We start from the raw sequence: 18,235 nt of genomic DNA, 5'->3' as shown, positions 1-18,235 counted from the left end.
CTTTCGCCACGCTGGGCGCAAGTTTCTCACGGGTGTCAGAACTCATCAGAAGCAGCCAGCACGTCGAGTCCTCCGTGCGGGCACATAGGATCAACGGCATGGCACTGCGACCTGTTCAGGTGAACATCAAGGCTCTTGATGCCTCGGCGGTCGGCCGGTTCTGGGCGGAGGCGCTCGGCTGGAGTGCTTACAGCCCCGGCGTGACCACCTACGTCGGACCCGCCGGCGGTCTCGTCTGGCCGGACCCCGTCGTGGTCGGTGTCGACGTCGTTCCCGTCCCGGAACCCAAGACGACGGCGAAGAACCGCGTGCACCTCGATCTCGCCACCACCTCCGCTGCCCATGCCGCGGAGTTGGTCGCGCGTCTCCAGGCTCTCGGTGCGACGCCCGCCGACGTGGGCCAGGGCAAGGTGCCGTGGACGGTCCTCGCCGACCCCGAGGGCAACGAGTTCTGCGTGCTGGAACCTCGGGAGATCCACCGGGACACCGGGCCGATCGCCCGGGTGGTGGTCGACTGCGCGGATCCGCGGGCCATGGCCCGGTTCTGGGGAGAGGCGCTGGACTGGAGCGTGCACGAGATGACTGACGACCATGCGGTGTTGCGCTCGGCCGAGGGCGTCGGCCCGTATCTCGAGTTCCTCCGCACGCCCGGCGTGAAGACGGTGCCGGACCGCGTCCACCTCGACCTGCTGCCGTACCCCGGTGACGACGAGGCAGCGGAGGTGGCCCGCCTGCGGGCCCTCGGCGCCACCGACCTCGACCTCGGCCAGGGCGACGTCCCGTGGACGTGCCTGGCCGACCCGGAGGGCCACGAGTTCTGCGTCCTCGCCCCGTCCTGACCAGCCTGGATGCCCGCTTCAGTTTGTGTTCAGGTCGGTGTGCAGCAGGTGGTGGTCCGAGTACGGGGTCGGATGCACACGGTGCTCGAGCGGGACGACGCCTCGCAGGAAAACGTAGTCGAACTTGCTCTGCCAGTCGGTGGTCGGCTCGCAGTTGCCGATGAGCGCCGGACGGCATTGCGGATCTGTGTCCGCGGCCAGTGCCCACATGCGCGCGAGTTCGGGGGCATCCGGTACGGCGTTGAAGTCGCCGAGAACGATCGCGCGATCGTGCCGGGCGACCTCTGCGGCGAGTACGCCGACCTGGTCTGCTCGGACCGCCTCTTGACGTCGTTGGGCAAGGTGGGTGTTGAAGACCCGGACGGGCTGGCCACCGACAGTGGTGGTGACTGCCATGTACCCACGGTCTTCGGATCCCCCGTTGGGGTACTCCACATCGACGGGGTCGGTCATCGGTGCGGCCGAGAGTACCGCCTGGCCGAAGGATCCCGGATTCCACGGCACTCCCCCACAGCGGCCCCGATCCTGGAGAACCATTCCGTACTCGACGTGGTAGACCAGCCCGTAAAGGCTCTTCAGATAGTCCCGGATCCTCTCGACGTCACGCACGCACGCTTCTTGCAGGCCGATGACCTGGGGCGCATACGTGGCGATCTCCGCTGCCCGCTCAACGTTGCTTTCCTTGCAGGGGTTGCAGATGTTCCACGTCATGACCCGGTTCGGAACGACATCACTGGCGGCGTCGACGGGCAGTGCCCTGACGAAGAGAGCACCGCTTGGCGCACTGGGGCCGACGAGCACCAAGCAGGCCACGACCAAGGTGCCTGCCAGCCAACGCGTGCCCCTACCGAGCACCATCGCCTCCCCGAAGTGAACACCGACGGTATCTGACGTCTTTCGTACACGAGGTTATGGCACAGCGTGTCACCAACACATGCGATGTGGCGGATCTCGTTCCGATCTGCTGATCTCCTGTCGCGAGGCGTTGACCGCCCGCCTGTGTCGGGTTCGTGGTGAAACCGCAGGCTGCCTGTGAACATTCTGGTCCCCTTCCGTGCCCTTCTCCGCAGAGTTGCTGCAAAGCAGCGAAGTCGAGGCGCGACGATATGGTCCGTCGATGTGTGATTTGCGACCCCACATCCACCACCGGAGGGTTTCGAAAGCTCAGGCACCGGGGCGAGTTGCCTGCACCTGGCCGGCTTTATGATCGTCAACGGACTACTGTCTCCGCGGCCGTCTTCCTGCCGCCGTCGCTGCTTGGCGACCGCGAACACAACTGGCCGAGCGGGCCGCGCGACGGTGACACACATGAAGAAAGGTGAACTCCATGGCCTTCGGGCTGCTCCGACGTCGGCGTCCCCGCGGCACCTCCGGTGCCGGACCGACCTTCTCGGTCCCCCTGCCGCCGGATGCCGGTGCGTTCGGCTTCGAGGTCGTCGATCCCCTGGGGCAGCCCATGGCCGGAGCCGAGGTCACGGTGACCGCACTGGACAGCCACCGGGTTGCGACGCGAGGCACCACGGACCCCCACGGCTACTTCATGGCCACGCTGCCACCGGGGTCCTACAGCGTGATGACCGTGGCCGAGGGCCTGTCGCCCGCCCGCGAGAACTTGGACATCACCGCCGGGGTCGCTCTGCCCCCGGTGCGCGTCACTCTCGAGCCCGCCCGCCAGTTGGAACTGCCGACAGCCGGGACCTGGCTGTTCGACCCTCCACACACCGCGATCCGGTTCATTGCCAAGCACGTGGGCATGGCGCATGTGCACGGCCGGTTCACCCGGTTCCAGGGCGGCATCCGTGTCGCGCCGAACATGGCCGACTCGCACGTCTCGGTGCGCATCGACGCCTCCAGCATCACCACGGGCAACAACACCCGTGACAACCACCTGCGTTCCGCCGACTTCCTGGACGTCGAACGCTACCCGTACATCGACTTCACCAGCACCCGGTTCGCCCACCGCGGCGGCTCCAAGTGGACCCTGCACGGCACGCTCACCATGCACGGCACCAGCCGCTCCGTCGGCCTCGACACGACCTACCTCGGGACGGTCAACGGAGGGTACGACCAGGAGCTGCGCTGCGCGGCACTCGCGAAGGCGGAACTCCACCGGGAGGACTACACCCTCAACTGGCGCTCCATGCTGGCCCGCGGCATCGCGGTCGTCGGTCCGACCGTCCAACTGGAGTTGGACGTGCAGGCGATGTACCGCACCCACGACACGCCCACGCCCCCGGAGTAGGCGCTTGCAGGTGGCGCCTGGCGTGATTTCGGCCCGCCAGGCGCCTTCCGGTCTTTGTGGGGGGGGTTCGAGGGGTGCTGAGCAGACCCCTTTCGGCGGAGCCCTCGACATCATGTTGATCTTGTGCAGCTTTGCAGTCGACCGCATGGAACCCGGACGAGGCCACCCATCTCGCCGGGCCGTGCCGGGCGACGCCGTGATAGCACGGAGCGATCAGATGGGAAAGGGCTCACGATCATGGGTATCTTCAGCCGTCGCCAGGCCTCCGACTTCGAGTCGACCCCGGCTGCCGACAACGGCATCTCCGTCGCGGACGCGGCGCCCCGGGGTGCCGCGCTCGACCCGGCGCTTCGGGCACTGACCGGGCGATGGACCATCGACCGCCCGCACAGCCGCATCGGATTCTCCGTGCGGCACGCGATGGTCACGACGGTGCGGGGAGCCTTCGCCGACTACGACAGCACGTTGTACTTCGACGGAGCCCGGCCCTCCGAGTCACGGGCCGACCTCGTCATCCGGGTCGCCAGCGTCGACACGGGCGTGGAACAACGCGACGCGCATCTCATCGGCCCCGACTTCTTCGACGTGCGCCGCTACCCGGAGATGGTGTTCCGCAGCACCTCCACCGTCCACGAGGGCGGCGAGAGCTTCCGCATGTCCGGGGACCTGACCATCCGCGACGTCACCCGGCCCGTCGACCTGCAACTCGACTACCTCGGCTCGGTATTGGACCCGTTCGGCTTCGAGCGAGCCGGCTTCGACGGCACCACCACCATCGACCGCACGGAGTGGGGCCTGGTCTACAACCAGCGTTTGAAGGCGGGCGGCACCATGGTGAGCGAGAAGGTCCGGCTGCAGTTCGACATCTCCGCGGTCCGGTCGACGTCATAGGTGGCGCGTGGCTGCCCTCGCGCGGCCGGTCTGCCACGTTGCCGCCGGGTCGCCCGGACGATCAGGTCCGGCCGGCCGGTGGCTGCTCATGTTCGCGACGGCCGTGCCGACGCGGCGCTGCTGTACGCACCGTTCCATGATCTGTCCGGGCTGGTTCACGAGACGCCGGCCGTGGAGGACGCGTGGCGATCCTGCCACGCCGGAGGGGGCGCGTGCCCACAAGCGACGTGGGGTGAAGCCCTTCGGTCCGACCGGCGCCGCGGGGCTGTGCCGTGTATGACCCTCTCCGCTGACGCTCTTCCCCTTGTTGGCCGGCTCCTCCGGCTGCCCTGAGCAGCGCCGGCCTGCTGCAACAGGCAGGAGGCGGGGTGGCCTGGCGGTTGCGAAGGTGCCCAGCGGCACCTGCAACCTCGCCGGGGGCCGCGCGTCTGTCATGCCGAAGCGATGTGCGGCGACGGCCCGCCTCGGGAAGGCAAGGAAGAACAGTGAGAAGTGATACCCGTGCGACCCTGGTCGCCCTGCTGTGCTGCGGTGTGCTGGCGGCATGCACCTCCGCGCCCGATGCAGCCCGTGCGCCGGACTCCGCCCGTACGTCGGCGACGGCCAAGCCGTCGACCGGTGGGTCCTCGGCGCAGGACCGAGCCGCACCGCGCACCACCCGGCCCACGCCCCGGCCGCCCGCCTCCTACACCCCCAGCTGGCCCCACGACACGGTCCGCAACAGCGCCGGCTACGCCGTCAACGACTGCGTACCCAGCGCTCTGCGGGACGAGGTCACGTCACTGACCACCAGTGACGGCGTGCATTTGTCCGCCCTTGAGCTCGGTGATGGTCCCGATGGGGTGCTGCTCGCCCACGAGCAGGGCTACAGCATCTGTTCCTTCCTCGGCATCGGGAAGGAACTCGCCGCCCGTGGGTACCACGTGATGATCCCGGAGTACCGCAATCACGGCGCCTCGGAAGAGGTGCCCGACAACGAGCACCTCGCCCGGGACGCCCGTGCCGCCCTCGCCGAGCTCGAGCGCCTGGGCGCCGAGCGCGTCTTCCTCGGAGGGGCCTCCTGTGGCGGTACGACCGCGGCGATCGCCGGCGCCGAGGGCCGCTTGCCGGTGGTGGGACTGCTCATCATGTCCTCCCCCGCCCGTTGCGGCGGCGACGGCGTGGCCGCGGTGAAGACCATCGACGCTCCCTCCTTGTTCGTCGTATCGCCCGGCGACATGAACGGCGCCGTGGAGAAGCAGGTCCGCGAGCTGTACGCGGCCTCCGCCTCGAAGGACAAGGAGCTCGTCATCGACCCGAGCGGTTTCCACGGGACCGACATGATCCGTCGGAGTCCCCAGGGGGCCGCACTGCACGACCGGGCGATCCGCCTCGTCGAGTCCGCCTACGCACGCCGTGGCTGACGCGGGGGATCCCGAACCGCCCGGCGGAAGCCGTCCCGAGCCGACGACCATGGCCTGGGACGCCCGCGCGGGGGCTGCTGCGGGTGCGGGGTGACCGGGCCGGCTCGTCTCGCTGCTCAGTATCCGATGGCCTCTCGGAGGAGCAGCACGGTACCGCGGCCCGGGCGCGGTTCTGCGTTGAGGATGAGCAGGCGGTTGACGGCGCTGGGCACCCCGTACACCGCCTGGGCGCGGGCGTTCTCCAGTGGCAGGGCGTGCTCCTCGATGCGGCGCAGGGCTGTGCTCAGGTCGGGGACCACCTTCTGCGCGCCGACGATCCAGACCGCGTGGGCGGCGCCGCCCGCGTTGGCAGGGAGTTGGCTGCCACTGCCCGAGGCCAGAACGAGCGAGCCGGTCTCGGTGACCGCGGCGACGCTGTTGACGACGTAGTCGGGGCCGGCGACCAGCCTTCGGATCTCGTCGGCGCCGGTGGCACGGTCGATGGCCAGGATGCGCGGCTTGATGGCGTCGTACTGGCCGCCGGAGTTGATGTCCTCGTCGATGCCGGACAGCCGGAGGGTCTCGCTGGCTCCCGTGAGTACGCCGGCGCCCTCGGGGATCAGGTCCTTGATGCGGGCGCGCGCTTCTGCGGCGTCGTCGAGGATCTCGGCGGCGAAGCCGTTGGCACGCAGCGCGGCGGCCACCCGCTCCAGTTGTCCGGCCGTTGCCGGTTCGGTGAAGGACGCGGCCGGAGCCGGGGTGGCCGTGGCGTCTGCGGGGTTGGTCCCGGAGCCCTGCGCCGCGCGGGGCGCCGTACCCGCCAGCGGGGAGGTGTCGAGGTACCTGACCTCGTACACCCGCTCGGCGAACTTCCAGCCTTCCTCGGTGCGCTGGTAGCGGTCGTGGTAGACGGCGTAGTTCAGACCCTGGCGTCCGTCGAGGGTGCGTGCGAGTTCCTGGATGTAGGCGCGGCCGGTCGCGGTGTCGCCGTCGAGCTGGATCGTGCCGGGGTGTGTGTTCTGTACGAAGAAGTCCCACTGGCTCTGCAGCCGCTCGCCCCCGGCGACGATCTCCTCGCGGCCGATCTGCTCGACGGGAATGTTGGGCATGCGCAGGGCACCGTCCGGTGTGAACAGCGACGCCAGGCGGCGTCGGTCGCGCATCATCGCGGCATCGGTGAACTCGCCGCGCAGTGCCTCGATCTCGACGCGGTCCGCGATGGCCTGGAAGTCGTTCATCAAAGTCCCCTCTTCTTCTTGTTGTCGCCTTCTTCTTGTTGTCGCCCTCACCGGTTCGACATCCTTACGACAACGCAGCGCATCGGAATGTGAGGCGGCGTGCCACAGCTATCGACCAGTCGTCCCTAGACGATGCGGTTCGTCTTGTCGATGACCTACTGCCGCCCCTCCACATCCGCGCCGACGTAGCACCGTCGCCGATATCGCGGCAGGGCCGGGATCAGGCACGAATGCGTGAGATGCCCTTTTCAGGCGGACGGGCATGGGCACTCTCCGGGTATGAGCAGCACCAGTCCGCCCAGGACGCGGTCGCGGCGCCTGTCCCCGGCGCCGGAGAACGTCGCGACGGCCCGGCGGTTCGTACGGTCGGCACTGGTCGGTGTCACGCCGGACGTGGTGGACACCGCCGAGCTGCTGGCCGGCGAGCTGGTGACCAATGCGGTGATCCATGCGCGCACCGAGACGGAGGTGTCGGCCTGGGCCGTCGGAGGCCGGGTGCATGTGCGGGTCAGCGATCACCGACAGGACCGGGGCCTGGTGCCGCACGACCGCCATCCCTACGCCTGCACCGGCAGGGGCCTGACTCTGGTGGACGAGCTGGCCACCAGCCACGGCGTCCACAGCAGCGCCGACCGCAAGACGGTGTGGTTCGAACTGTGGCCCGAGACCCCCGCACCCCCGACGTCCGCGTGGGAGACCATGGCGCCGTCGGGTCCGACCGTGACCGTGGCGCTGAACGACGTGCCGTACACCCTGTACTGGGCGGCGCAACAGCACTGGGAGGGGCTGTTGCGCGAGCTTCTTCTCGCCGCATCCACCGCCGACCGGACCGGTGAGTGGCCGGAGGACCTCGTCGTCGCTCAGGACACGAGCAGCATGATCTGCGCGTGCATGACGGCAGCGGTGGAGCAGGAGACCCCCGACAGCTCGACGCTGTCCCTGCTGGTGGCGTTCGCCGCGGATGCCGCTGCAAGTGTGCTGACGTTGCGCCGCGTCCTCGACGAGGCCGAAGCGGCGGCTCAGCAGGGAAGCCTGCTCACCCTCCCGGCCCTTCCGCAGATCCGGGCCTTCCGTCACTGGCTGCTCGATCAGATCGCCGCCCAGCTGTCCGGGGCACGTCCCACCGCGTGGACGCAGGTGACCGGTGCGCCGAGCGCCACTCCCACGGAACTGGCGCCCTGGGACGCGAGCGAGGTGGAGGCCGCCGATGTGCCGACCGTCGCGGCGGACGACGGCAACCGGATCATCGCGGTGAACAACGCTGCCGCGAGCCTGCTCGGCTGGCACGCGCATGATCTCCTCGGGCAGCGACTGACGGTGCTGATGCCCGAGCATCTCCGCAAACGCCATGTCGCGGCGTTCACGTCGCTGCTGCTCACCGGCGAGTCCCGCATCCTGGGCCGCTCCATACCTGTTCCCGCACTGCACCGTGACGGCCGGGTGATCCCGGTCCGCCTGGCCGTCCAGACGCAGGAGGCGGTCGACGGGCGGACCGTGTTCGTGGCCCAGCTGAGCACGACGACGGCTCTGCCCGCCCCGCCACGAGCTCCGCAGGACAGCCTGCACGCGACGCGGCCGGCGCCGGGCCCGGTGCAACTCCCGACCACCACCAAGAAGGCCAGGGCGGTGACCCTCGAACAGGCGGCGCCGGAGTGGCTGTCACTGTTCGCCGACACCGGCAGAGCGCTGACCAGCACCCTCAACATGGACGAGAGGCTGTGGCGGGTATGTCACGTCCTCACCCGGAAACTGGCCGACTGGTGCGCTGCGGACCTTCTCGACGAGCGCGGGCAGGTGGAGCGGGTCTGCATCGTTCACCGTGATCCCCAGGTGCCGATCTCCGGGGCACACCTCGGCAGGCTGCCTCCCGTGTCCGAGACCACGCGGGGGTCCCTGCCCCGTGTGCTGCGCGGAGCGGGTCCCCTGCTGGTCACCGACATGCCTTCGCGCAGCCAGGCTCAGAGCCCGCTGGACGCCCGGCAACTGGAGCTGGTGGAGCAGCTGGGGGGACGCAGCGCCGTCGTCGCTCCGCTGCGGGCCCAACGGGAGGTCTTCGGGGCTCTGACCATGGTCCGCGTCCGGGACGAACAGCCTTTCACCAAGGAGGACATCCTCCTGATCGCTGAACTGGTCCGCGGCATCGCCCTCGGAGTGGACAACGCCCGTCTGCACCAGCACACCCACTCCAATGCCGAACAGCTCCAGCGTGCCCTGCTGCCCGGGCTCCCCCGATCCGAGCATTGGGAGCTGACCGCCCGCTACGTCCCCTCCAGCACCACCGCCGAGGTCGGGGGGGACTGGTACGACGCCTTCGTCCTGCCCGGCGGCGACACCGTGCTGATCATCGGTGACGTGTCGGGCCATGACCTTCAGGCCGCCGTCGCCATGAGCGCGTTGCGCAACATGCTGCGAGGCATCGCCGTCGACCGCCAAGAACCACCCGGAGAGGTACTGCGCCGCCTCGACCTGGCGAGCCAGACCCTCTCCCCGCAGTCCACCGCCACCTGCGTCTACGCCCTGGTCAAGAGCGACGGCGGCCCACGGGAACTGCACCATTCCTCCGCCGGCCACCTGCCGCCCCTGCTGACCACCCACGAGGGCGAGACCCGTTACCTGGACCGGGGCAGAGGCCTTCTGATCGGCATGGACCCCGACCTGCCCCGCCCCTCCGCCCGCGACCCGCTGCCACCCCGTTCCACCCTGCTGCTCTTCACCGACGGCCTGATCGAACGCCGCGGAGAATCCCTCGACGACGCCCTGGCCCGACTCCGCCGGCACACCGCCGACCACGCACGAGACCCCCTCGACGTGTTCTGCGACGAACTGATCATCAAGTTCGGAGCCGACGCCTCCGACGACATCGCCCTGCTCGCCCTCCGTCCCACCCCTCCGCCATCGGGCAGCATCGGCGGGCTACCTCGGGGCGGCCCCCGTGAAACCGGAACCTGAACTCTCGGCCGGGCTGCCGGAAGCTGGTGCGGGAAGGGGTGACGCGGTCCCCGGACTCGGTGACGCCGTCGGGCTGGGGCCGCCGGTCGGGGAAACGGAAGGGCCGGCCGGGACCACCGCAGGTTCCCGCGGCCGTTCGTCCGCGCCGTGCGCAAGGAAGACGGCCGCGGCCACCGCGGCCGCCAGCCCGACGGCCACCGGCACGGCCAGGCGCAGCCTCCGCCGCCGCGGCACGTCGGCCGACGACGGCGGTCGCGCCGGACGCAGATCCCCGGCACCGACGGTGTCCGCGCGAGCGGCGAGCGCCTCACGCACCACGTCCCCCAGCCGGTCCGGGCGGCCGTGGGGGCGGGTCTGCCCGTTCATCGAGTTGCCTCCAACTTCCTGCCCAGGGCGGCCAGGGCGCGGCTGGCCGTGGACTTCACCGCGCCACGCGACAGTCCCAGCGTCTCAGCGATCTGCGCTTCCGACAGATGAGACCAGTACCGCAGCACCAGCACCTCGCGCTGGCGTCGGGTGAGCGACCGCAGCGCCGCCAGCACCTCGCGGTGTTCTTCCTTCAGCAGCACGTCCTCGTCAGCCGGCGGAACGGTGACGGGCCGCTCCGGAACGTGGGCGCGGGCCGTCCGGCGCCTGCGCAGGACCGAGCGCGCGCCGTTCACCACACTGGTCCGCAGATACGCCTCCGGGTCGGACAGGCCGACGAGTGTTCCGCCATGACGGCGGAACATGGCCGTGAACGCGTCCTGGACGACGTCCTCGGCGGTGGGAAGGTCGTCCACGAGGAGCAGGGCCAGACGCACGTAGTACAGCCTGCGGTGGTGGTACAGATCGTTGATATCGGGCGTGACGTCACCGTTGCGTCCGCCAGGCACGGCCCGGGTCGGTCCGAGCGTGAGGACGCGGTCTCCGGTGTGCCGCCGCCCTTCGGACAGCCTCAGCAGCAGCCGCGTCCAGTGCTGGCGAAGCCCGCCGGTGTCCGTACGGGTACCGGCGAATGGAGCGGTCGACCAGGCGGACACGTTCATCGCCGCCGTGCCCTCTCCCCGGCCGAGGCCCCGGTGCCGGACGGCTGCCGGACGGCTCTCCTGACGGTGGTGACGTCGGGCTCGATCATGCGGTACCTCACAACGTGTCGGCGTGCGGAGGGGCCTGCCTGCCCCGCTCCCTGAGACGTTCACCTCCGGTCGGCGTTGCGGGTACCGGGAAGAATGCGGCGTCGCTCACACGGAACGCCGCACGGTGTGCCCCGTATTGGCGGGAGGCGAGAACCCGGCCACGCCGGATCCCACGGGCCGTGCAACCCCGGACCTCGTCGGGCGTCTGTCGGAATGTAGCCATCGTCCGGGCCCGGCGGCTGCCTGCCGGCGCCACCGTGCACCACTCTTGGAGACCACCCTGTGAAGCACGACGACACATCTGCGCCCGCTCGTCGCCTGCTGCGAGCCTGCGCACTCGCCGCGTCCACAGCGGCCCTCTTCCTGCCTCAGGCCCTGGCGGGAAGCCCCGCGGCCGCCGCGGCCGCCGACGCCGCGGCCCAGGGTCCGCGGGGCGTCGCCACCGTCACCTACAACCTGGGTGACCAGGCCTACCGGCTTCCGGAAACCGGGGAACCGGTCGAGATCGCCGCGACCGTGCACTACCCGAAGGATCTCGGCACCACGCCGCGGCCGCTCGTCGTCCTGCTGCACGGCTGGCACGAGACCTGCGCGGACCGGGCGGCAGCGGTGGCCCGCGACGCCGCCGAACGGGCCGAGGACTGGGACGCGTACGCGGCCGCCAGCCAGAAGCTGTTCAGCTGGCCCTGCGCACCCGGCACACGCCCCATCGCCAACGAGCGCGGCTACGACTACCTCGGCGAGAAACTGGCCGGCCACGGCTTCATCGTCGTGTCCGTCCGCGCCAACGGCATCAATGCCTCGTCGGTGTGGGGCGACGGGAACGCATCCGCACGGGCCGGCCTGATCAACGAGCACCTCGCTCTGTGGCGGCAGCTCGGCACCTCAGGCCGTGGCGGTCTCGTCGGCGCGTTCCGCGACACGGTCACGGGCAAGCCGAAACGCGTCGACTTCCGTCACCACGTCGACCTGAACAGGGTCGGCACCATGGGCCACTCACGCGGCGGCGCAGGCGTGACGTGGCAGGCAGCCGATCGCCACGAGGCCCAGTGGCCCGCCGGCGTCAGGGTCAGGGCGGTCATGGCGCTGGCCCCCGCCTACAACGTGATGACCGAGGACATGACCGCGTACGAGATCACGAAGACGCCCGTGGCCGTGATCCGCGGGACCTGCGACGGTCAGGTGGGCCGTGAGGCCTTTTCCTTCGCCGCCGACGCGACCGCCGAAAGCTCTGCCGGATACCACCAGTTCGAGATACCCGGTGCGAATCACAACTACTTCAACACGCAGTGGTCGCCGGAGAGCGGACAGGTCGCCGCCGGCGACGACGCCGGCCACGACGACGACCACCCCGGCCAGTGCACCGAGCCCGGTGGCTCGACCTATGAGACGCAACTGACCGAGGCCGGCCAACGCCGGGTCGGCGCGGCCTACATCGACGCGTTCTTCCGGCGATACCTCACCGACGACCTCCGGACGCAGGACAACCTCGCGTCCCGTTGAACCGAGGGCTGGTGGACCGGGCAGCCCGATGACGAACCCGGGTCACGCCGTGGAGCCGGGGGCGGAGGCCCGCTCGGCGGTGTTCCGCTGGGCGATGGACTCCGCCACCTGTTCGATGGCGGTGCGCAGGAGGGCACCGTAGGCGTCCTGGGGCAGGCTGGGGGCACACTCTTTGGCCGCGTTGATGTGCTCGGCGGCAGCGTCGAAGGACCCGAGCCGGCGGTAGTTGTCGGCCAGGTTCAGGTGCAGTGACGGGTAGAACCCTGCGATGTGGAGGCCGGCGTGATGTTCCTGAACGCGCTGCTCGGTCACGGCGTCGGCAGCATCCAGGGCCCGAACGTCCCAGGCCAGGGCCTGAGCGGGGTCCTGGTAGAGGTCGGCCAGGTGGTGCGCGAGGGTGCAGCGGTGCAGGGGATCACCGCTGACACCGATCGTGGACCACAGGCCCAGGAGTGTGCGGCGGGCGGAGGCGGTGTCGCCGGTTCGCCCTTCGGCGACGGCTCGGCCGATGGCGTCCATGGTCGGGTCGGCGCCGGCAGGGGTGGTGGTCATGGGAGTCGTCCTCGTCGTTTCACTCAGGCCGAGTGGTCGGGCTTGATGGGCATGGCAAAGGTGGTGAGATCGCCGCGGTCGGCGGAGCGGATCGTGACGGGCTGGTCGGCTGCCCGCAGGTCGAGCATCATGTCGGGGCCGATGGCGGTGCTGACGGCGGGATAGAGCGTGGTCAGCTCGAAGGAGATCTGAAGCTCCTGCCCCGTCACGGTGGCCGGGAGCGGGACCTCGGGGTGATGGGCACCGGCCGTCAGGACGCTCATACCGTGGTGGGTCACGCGCAGTGTGATCCGCTCACCCGAGTGTTCTTCCAGAGCGCGCAGGAGTGCATCCTTCGAGACCATCACCCGGGCGGTGGCCTCGGGCAGCGACGCGAGCATCATCCGGTGATCGGGGAACTCTTCCGACAGCAACCGGCAGTGCTGGTCTTCACGGTCGGCCATGCGCAGCCAGACCCCGTGCGGCATCGCTTCCACGCGCACCTGGGCGCTGCGGCGGATCTCGGTGGCCGCGGCCCGCAGGTCGTCACCATTGACCGTGGCGGCCCACGTCGTGGCCGCTGGTCCGACAGGTACCAGGGTTCGAGTCGAGAGCCGGTAACGGTCGGTTGCGGTGAGCGCGACCGCTTCGGGGGCCGCCTCGACACGCAGTCCGCCGAGTACCGGCATCCCCGGTTCACGGGCGGTCGCGGTCAGGACCTGCTCGATCGCCGCGGCCAGCACGGGGCCCTTCAGCGTGGCGATCGGCCGGCTCGGCACGTCGGCGAGCGACGACTTGATCAGAGCGGCTTTCTGCTGCACCGTCACCGCGTCCTCGACGACCTCCGTGACGTGCTCGTCGATCAGCCGGACCGCTTCACCGGGCTCGGCGTCGAGGACCGCCTCGACTGCCGTGAGGGGCATGGCAATCTCACGGAGCCGACGCAGCGCGGACGCGCGCGCCACCTGCTCGGCGCTGTAGTAGCGGTAGCCCGTGACCGGGTCGACCTCGGCAGGGGGCAGCAGCCCGGAGTCGGCGTAGAACCGCAACGCACTGGAGGTCAGACCACTGCGTTGGGCGAAGACCCCGATCGGCATCAGCTCAAAGTTCGGCACCCGCACATCATCGAGCTTCAACCAACTTGAAGGTCAACCACGCCGGAGCGCTCGCCCACTTCACGAACGATGCGCGTCAGAGGGGGTTGATGCGGGCCTTGAGCAGGCAGAACTCATTGCCTTCGGGGTCGGCCAGGACATGCCACTGCTCGTCCCCCGTCTGGCCGATGTCGGCCGGGCGCGCACCGAGCTTCAGAAGGCGTTCGAGCTCGGCGTCCTGGTCGCGGTCGGTGGGGTTGACGTCGATGTGCAGCCGGGACTTCCCCTTCTCCGGCTCGTCCCTGCGACTGAGGAAGATCGTCGGCTGGGGACCGCCGAACCCTTCGCGCGGCCCGATCTCCACCGAGCCGTCGTCCTCGCGGCCGAGCACGACGAAGTCCAGGACCTCGCACCAGAACCGCGCCAGCACCTCGGGATCGCGGCAACCGAGCACGAGCTCACCGATGCGACACGCCATGACGAAACCTGCTCTCAGCCTGGGACCGAACTGCCGGGAGGCCACACGCTGACCTCATGGGCTCCCAGCAGTGACACAATCCCGCGACCGTACCGGACGAGACGATCACAGGCGAAGGGATTTCCGGGCAGGGCCGGGCAGGGCCGGGCAGGGCCGGCCCGGTCCGGCCCTGCCCGGGTTTTCTCAGTGCGCCTTCTGCTCGGCGTAGAAGGCGTCGATCTCCGCCACGACGCGGTCGGGCCGCTCCTCCAGGAGCCAGTGTCCGGCTCCGTCCACATCGGTGCCCGTCGCTGACGGGGCGGCGTCCCGTACCGGGGGCAGCATCATGCCGGTGAGCCCGTCCTGGGTGAGCAGCCGGACCGGGACGGTGAGCGGAACCTGCTGGAGGCGCTTGTTCTCCTCCTCGTCCTGCGACCACGTGCGGTAGAGCTCGAACCCGGCGTGCAGCACTTGGGGGCGGGAGAACACCCTGGTGTACTCGGCGAGCGCCCGCGGCGGGACCGGGTTGGGCAGGTCGGCACCCGGTGGCGGGGAGCCGGAAATCTGGCTGTGGCGGAAGAAGTAGTCGAGGAACGTCCCGACACGGCCCTCGACCAGACGCTCCGCCAGCGGATCCTGCACGTTGAACGAGAAGTGCCAGGAGAGCGGGCGGACATCGGTCTCGAAGGAAAGGTTCCTGCCGACGAGCGGGAAGTCCATCAGGAACAACCCGGCCACCTGCTGACGATGCCGGGCGGCCAGCGCGTAGGCGACACCGACCCCGAAATCGTGGGCGACGACCCGCACGTCCCGCTGCGCGCCGATCCGGACGAGGAGGTCGTGGACGTAACCCGCGAGCACCGACTTGGTGTACGCGGCGGGGCGCCCGGTGGAGTCCCCCATCCCCGGCAGGTCGATCGCGATGACCGTCCGCCCGGGCAGGAGTCGGGGCATCACCTCGCGGTACTCGAACCAGCTCTCCGGCCAGCCGTGCAGCAGAACCGTCGTCTGCGGCCCCGTGCCTCCGATGACGTAGTGCATCTGCACGCCGCGGACGGTGGTGAAGCAGTGCCGGAAATCGCGGTTGAAAGCCCTGTCGTGCTTCGTGGCGGCGTCGTGGTTCCTGCTCTTGGGTGCCTCCGGGGCGACGCACGGTGGCGCCGAGGACGGGGACGGCGACCCGGAAGCCGTTTCGGCCAGGGCGGTTGTGCTCACCAGCAGCGCCAGGAGCAGCACGCGCAGCGTTCGGAGCCGCGCGAAGAAGTGTGGTGTTAACGGACGTGTCATGGACGACGGCTCCTTCGTTCGGGGCAGAGGGAACGCTGAGGCGAGGTACGGCTATTTAAGTACCGACCGGTACAGATTAATTCAGCGTCACTTCGTGTCAACCCCCGTCCACCGCACGTAGGATGTGCACCGACCGGTGCGGAAATCTTCGGAGGCAAGGCATGGCGAGAGGCCGCCCGCGCTCCTTCGACGCCGACCAGGCGCTGGAGAAGGCCATGGACGTCTTCTGGCGCCAGGGCTACGAAGGGGCGGCGCTGTCCGACCTGACCGCAGCCATGGGCATCACCAAGACCAGCATGTACGCCGCCTACGGCAACAAGGAGGAGCTTTTCCGCAAGGTCCTCGACCGCTACGGGGAAGGGCCGGCCGGCTACCTCCCGGAGGCCGTACGGAAGCCGACGGCCAGGGCTGTCGCCGAGCACCTGCTGAAAGGCGCCGTCCTCGCCGGCACCACCCCCGGCCGCCCCACCGGATGCCTCGCAGTGCAGGGCGCCCTGGCGGCCGGCGAGGCCGGCGAGGCGGCCCACAAGCTGCTCGCCGAGTGGCGTAAGCAGGGCGAGAAGCGGGTCCGCGAACGTCTCCGGGCCGCCCGGGACGAGGGCGACCTGCCACCCGGCACCGACCCGACGGCACTGGCGCGCTACCTCTTCACCGTCGCCTACGGGGTGGCAGTCCAGGCAGCGAGTGGCGTGCCCCGCAGGCAACTCCAGGAAACGGTGGAGTGGGCCCTGCGGGCGTGGCCGTCCTGAGTCCCCGCCGCGCCCTCCCTGAGCATGGCGGCCATGCCGCCGTGGGACCTGCCCGCGAGCAGGGATGCCTGTGGCAGGTTGCGCTGCGCGACCGGTGAACGAACGATGGAGGTGGGGGTACTCACCGGGGCGGGGACCAGCAGCCGCGGTCCGCGAGGCCGCACGACAGGCACGCACGTGCTCGTGACACGGAGTGAACATGACTGAGCTTCCGCCGCCGATCACCCCTTACCTCGAACCCGCCGCGAAGGAGCTGGCGGAGGCGACCGCCCCGCACCCCCGGATCTACGAGGTGCCCCCGGAGCAGGGCCGTGAGATCCTGCTCGGCCTGCAGAGCGACGCCGGCGTGCCGCGCCCGGACGTCGACGAGGAGTGGGTCGACGTCGACGCCGGCCGGTGGGGCACCGTCCGCACCCGCATCATCCGGCCCAAGGGGTCGGACGGGCCGCTGCCGGTGGTCTTCTACATCCACGGCGCCGGGTGGGTCTTCGGCGACGACAAGACGCACGACCGCCTGTTTCGCGAACTGACCGTCGGCGCGAACGCCGCGGGTGTCTTCCCCGTCTACGACCGGGCGCCGGAGGCGAAGTACCCCACCCAGGTCGAGCAGAACCACGCCGTGGGCCAGTGGCTCCTGAAACAGGGCGCCGAGCACGGCCTGGACACCTCGCGGACCGCCGTCGCCGGCGACTCGGTCGGCGGCTGCATGTCAACGGTGTTCGCGCTGATGAACAAGGAGCGCGGCGGGATCGGCCTCAAGGCCCAGGTCCTGCTCTACCCGGTGACCAACGCCGACTTCGACACCCCCTCCTACCTGCAGTTCGCCGAGGGCTACTACCTCACCCGCGACGCCATGAAGTGGTTCTGGGACCAGTACACCACCGACCCCGCCCAGCGCGCCGAGGTGTACGCATCCCCGCTCCAGGCCTCCCTGGAGCAACTCCGCGGGCTGCCCACCACCCTGGTCATCACCGACGAGGCCGACGTGCTGCGCGACGAGGGCGAGCAGTACGCCAACAAGCTCCGCGAGGCCGGTGTGGACGTCACCTGCGTCCGGGTGACCGGCATGGTGCACGACTTCCTCCTGCTGGACAGCCTGCGCGACACCCGCGCAGCCAATGTCGCCCGCAAGCTCGCCGTCGACGCCCTGAAGACGGCGCTCCACGGCAGCTGAGGCACCCACGCGCAACCCGTCCGGCCGGCTACCTCACCGCGGTCAGCGTCGCGTAGACCACGACGTTGCCGAGGTAGCCGGTGCGCTTGGTGTAGCCGCCACCGCAGGTGATCAACCGGAGCTCGGGCCGGCCCGAGCTGCCGTAGACCTTCTCGCTGGGGAACTTCTTCCTGTCGTAGAGTTCGACGGCGCGCACGGAGAACACCGCTGTCCGCCGGTCCGCCCGGCTGATCTCGATGGTGGCGCCCTCGGTCAGGGCGCCGAGGTTGTAGAAGACACCGGGGCGGCCGCCGGGTGTGTCCACATGCCCGGTGGCGACGGCGGTTCCTGCCGACCCGGGAACCGCACCGTCGCCGTACCAGCCCGCGTGGTCGGGTTTGCCGAGTGGTGGAGTCCGTAGCGCCCCTGCCGCATCGAGGCCCACTCGTGTCATCGGGGCGTTCACACCTATGGCCTCTATCCGGAGCCGGACCGGATCCGCGGCGGGCAGCGGACGGACCGCGGGGTGGGTCGGGTCCGCGGAGGTCGAGAAGGCCTGGGCCGCCGACGGCTGCGGCGGCGGCTTCTCGTCGTGACCCCCGTTGATCAGCAGCACCGCGCCCACCGCCATGACGCAGGCCAGAAAGGGCACAGCGGGGGTGAACGGGCCTCGGGCGGTGCTGGTGGGGTTTCCAGGTGCCATGGCGGTCGGGCCTTTGCTTCACGGCGGGCGCGTTGCGGCGGGTCGGTGCGGGTGCGGCGGGTCGGTGCGGGGCCTCGCGGTGGGCGGGCCTCGCGGAGT

At 70.0% G+C, this 18,235-nt stretch carries 16 protein-coding genes; 8 read left to right on the top strand and 8 right to left on the bottom strand.

Translation table 11 applies throughout. The annotated features are described in order from the left end of the window. The first annotated feature begins 98 nt into the window (after positions 1-98). Positions 99-839, top strand: coding sequence for a VOC family protein (locus H0H10_RS37055; RefSeq protein WP_188185588.1), 741 nt, complete (start codon positions 99-101; stop codon positions 837-839). A gap of 18 nt (positions 840-857) precedes the next feature. On the opposite strand, the gene H0H10_RS37050 is transcribed toward H0H10_RS37055, so the two are convergent. Continuing rightward, positions 858-1,697: an endonuclease/exonuclease/phosphatase family protein gene (locus tag H0H10_RS37050; protein WP_188185587.1), complete on the bottom strand. Its 840-nt coding sequence runs from the start codon at positions 1,695-1,697 to the stop codon at positions 858-860. Positions 1,698-2,166: 469 nt separating this feature from the next. Between H0H10_RS37050 and H0H10_RS37045 the strand changes: the two genes are divergently transcribed. The 3 genes from H0H10_RS37045 (at position 2,167) to H0H10_RS37035 (ending at position 5,375) form a co-directional block, all read left to right on the top strand. Beyond that, positions 2,167-3,081: a YceI family protein gene (locus H0H10_RS37045; protein WP_188185586.1), complete on the top strand. Its 915-nt coding sequence runs from the start codon at positions 2,167-2,169 to the stop codon at positions 3,079-3,081. Positions 3,082-3,318: 237 nt separating this feature from the next. Next, positions 3,319-3,972, top strand: coding sequence for a YceI family protein (locus H0H10_RS37040; protein ID WP_188185585.1), 654 nt, complete (start codon positions 3,319-3,321; stop codon positions 3,970-3,972). Between the two features lie 485 nt (positions 3,973-4,457). Further along, on the top strand, positions 4,458-5,375 hold the full coding sequence (locus H0H10_RS37035) for an alpha/beta hydrolase (RefSeq protein ID WP_188185584.1): 918 nt from the start codon (positions 4,458-4,460) through the stop codon (positions 5,373-5,375). A 116-nt stretch (positions 5,376-5,491) separates the two neighbouring features. On the opposite strand, the gene H0H10_RS37030 is transcribed toward H0H10_RS37035, so the two are convergent. Then, positions 5,492-6,592 carry an LUD domain-containing protein gene (locus H0H10_RS37030; RefSeq protein WP_188185583.1) on the bottom strand — a complete coding sequence of 367 codons (1,101 nt, stop codon included), beginning with the start codon at positions 6,590-6,592 and terminating at the stop codon, positions 5,492-5,494. A 279-nt stretch (positions 6,593-6,871) separates the two neighbouring features. Between H0H10_RS37030 and H0H10_RS37025 the strand changes: the two genes are divergently transcribed. Beyond that, on the top strand, positions 6,872-9,541 hold the full coding sequence (locus tag H0H10_RS37025) for a SpoIIE family protein phosphatase (RefSeq protein WP_188185582.1): 2,670 nt from the start codon (positions 6,872-6,874) through the stop codon (positions 9,539-9,541). A gap of 362 nt (positions 9,542-9,903) precedes the next feature. Here H0H10_RS37025 and H0H10_RS37020 read toward each other — a convergent pair whose 3' ends face one another. Next, the gene (locus H0H10_RS37020) at positions 9,904-10,569 is read right to left on the bottom strand and encodes an RNA polymerase sigma factor (RefSeq protein WP_188185581.1); all 666 of its coding nucleotides are present in this window, start codon (positions 10,567-10,569) and stop codon (positions 9,904-9,906) included. Positions 10,570-10,941: 372 nt separating this feature from the next. Here H0H10_RS37020 and H0H10_RS37015 point away from each other — a divergent pair, with 372 nt between their 5' ends. Beyond that, positions 10,942-12,162 (top strand): alpha/beta hydrolase, encoded by a 1,221-nt coding sequence (locus tag H0H10_RS37015; RefSeq protein ID WP_188185580.1) that lies wholly within the window; start codon positions 10,942-10,944, stop codon positions 12,160-12,162. Between the two features lie 42 nt (positions 12,163-12,204). Here H0H10_RS37015 and H0H10_RS37010 read toward each other — a convergent pair whose 3' ends face one another. The 4 genes from H0H10_RS37010 to H0H10_RS36995 all read right to left on the bottom strand — a co-directional run bounded on the left by H0H10_RS37010 (position 12,205) and on the right by H0H10_RS36995 (position 15,531). Further along, positions 12,205-12,714: a hypothetical protein gene (locus tag H0H10_RS37010; protein ID WP_188185579.1), complete on the bottom strand. Its 510-nt coding sequence runs from the start codon at positions 12,712-12,714 to the stop codon at positions 12,205-12,207. 23 nt (positions 12,715-12,737) lie between these two features. Further along, positions 12,738-13,808: a DNA polymerase III subunit beta family protein gene (locus H0H10_RS37005; RefSeq protein WP_188185636.1), complete on the bottom strand. Its 1,071-nt coding sequence runs from the start codon at positions 13,806-13,808 to the stop codon at positions 12,738-12,740. Positions 13,809-13,884: 76 nt separating this feature from the next. Then, a complete protein-coding gene (locus tag H0H10_RS37000; protein WP_188185578.1) occupies positions 13,885-14,265 on the bottom strand; it encodes a VOC family protein in 381 nt (126 codons plus the stop codon). A 183-nt stretch (positions 14,266-14,448) separates the two neighbouring features. Beyond that, positions 14,449-15,531 carry an alpha/beta fold hydrolase gene (locus H0H10_RS36995; protein ID WP_188185577.1) on the bottom strand — a complete coding sequence of 361 codons (1,083 nt, stop codon included), beginning with the start codon at positions 15,529-15,531 and terminating at the stop codon, positions 14,449-14,451. A gap of 161 nt (positions 15,532-15,692) precedes the next feature. Here H0H10_RS36995 and H0H10_RS36990 point away from each other — a divergent pair, with 161 nt between their 5' ends. Further along, on the top strand, positions 15,693-16,280 hold the full coding sequence (locus tag H0H10_RS36990; RefSeq protein ID WP_188185576.1) for a TetR/AcrR family transcriptional regulator: 588 nt from the start codon (positions 15,693-15,695) through the stop codon (positions 16,278-16,280). Between the two features lie 199 nt (positions 16,281-16,479). Beyond that, on the top strand, positions 16,480-17,454 hold the full coding sequence (locus H0H10_RS36985; RefSeq protein ID WP_188185575.1) for an alpha/beta hydrolase: 975 nt from the start codon (positions 16,480-16,482) through the stop codon (positions 17,452-17,454). Between the two features lie 28 nt (positions 17,455-17,482). Here the strand turns inward: H0H10_RS36985 and H0H10_RS36980 are convergent, their stop codons facing one another. Then, a complete protein-coding gene (locus tag H0H10_RS36980) occupies positions 17,483-18,136 on the bottom strand; it encodes a class F sortase (RefSeq protein WP_188185574.1) in 654 nt (217 codons plus the stop codon). Positions 18,137-18,235 lie beyond the last annotated feature (99 nt).

Source organism: Streptomyces griseicoloratus, assembly GCF_014534645.1.
Classification (GTDB): Bacteria; Actinomycetota; Actinomycetes; order Streptomycetales; family Streptomycetaceae; genus Streptomyces; species Streptomyces griseicoloratus.
The sequence above is the reverse complement of the archived record's forward strand: the minus strand, read 5'-3'. Positions and strand labels throughout refer to the sequence as shown.

Bases quoted from the DNA above. Each gene is read 5' to 3' on its own strand.
- H0H10_RS37000 (WP_188185578.1), bottom strand. From the start codon at position 14,265: ATGGCGTGTCGCATCGGTGAGCTCGTGCTCGGTTGCCGCGATCCCGAG.
- H0H10_RS37040 (WP_188185585.1), top strand. From the start codon at position 3,319: ATGGGTATCTTCAGCCGTCGCCAGGCCTCCGACTTCGAGTCGACCCCG.
- H0H10_RS37025 (WP_188185582.1), top strand. From the start codon at position 6,872: ATGAGCAGCACCAGTCCGCCCAGGACGCGGTCGCGGCGCCTGTCCCCG.
- H0H10_RS37010 (WP_188185579.1), bottom strand. From the start codon at position 12,714: ATGACCACCACCCCTGCCGGCGCCGACCCGACCATGGACGCCATCGGC.
- H0H10_RS36990 (WP_188185576.1), top strand. From the start codon at position 15,693: ATGGCGAGAGGCCGCCCGCGCTCCTTCGACGCCGACCAGGCGCTGGAG.
- H0H10_RS36980 (WP_188185574.1), bottom strand. From the start codon at position 18,136: ATGGCACCTGGAAACCCCACCAGCACCGCCCGAGGCCCGTTCACCCCC.
- H0H10_RS37030 (WP_188185583.1), bottom strand. From the start codon at position 6,592: ATGAACGACTTCCAGGCCATCGCGGACCGCGTCGAGATCGAGGCACTG.
- H0H10_RS37050 (WP_188185587.1), bottom strand. From the start codon at position 1,697: ATGGTGCTCGGTAGGGGCACGCGTTGGCTGGCAGGCACCTTGGTCGTG.
- H0H10_RS36995 (WP_188185577.1), bottom strand. From the start codon at position 15,531: ATGACACGTCCGTTAACACCACACTTCTTCGCGCGGCTCCGAACGCTG.
- H0H10_RS37055 (WP_188185588.1), top strand. From the start codon at position 99: ATGGCACTGCGACCTGTTCAGGTGAACATCAAGGCTCTTGATGCCTCG.
- H0H10_RS37045 (WP_188185586.1), top strand. From the start codon at position 2,167: ATGGCCTTCGGGCTGCTCCGACGTCGGCGTCCCCGCGGCACCTCCGGT.
- H0H10_RS37020 (WP_188185581.1), bottom strand. From the start codon at position 10,569: ATGAACGTGTCCGCCTGGTCGACCGCTCCATTCGCCGGTACCCGTACG.
- H0H10_RS36985 (WP_188185575.1), top strand. From the start codon at position 16,480: ATGACTGAGCTTCCGCCGCCGATCACCCCTTACCTCGAACCCGCCGCG.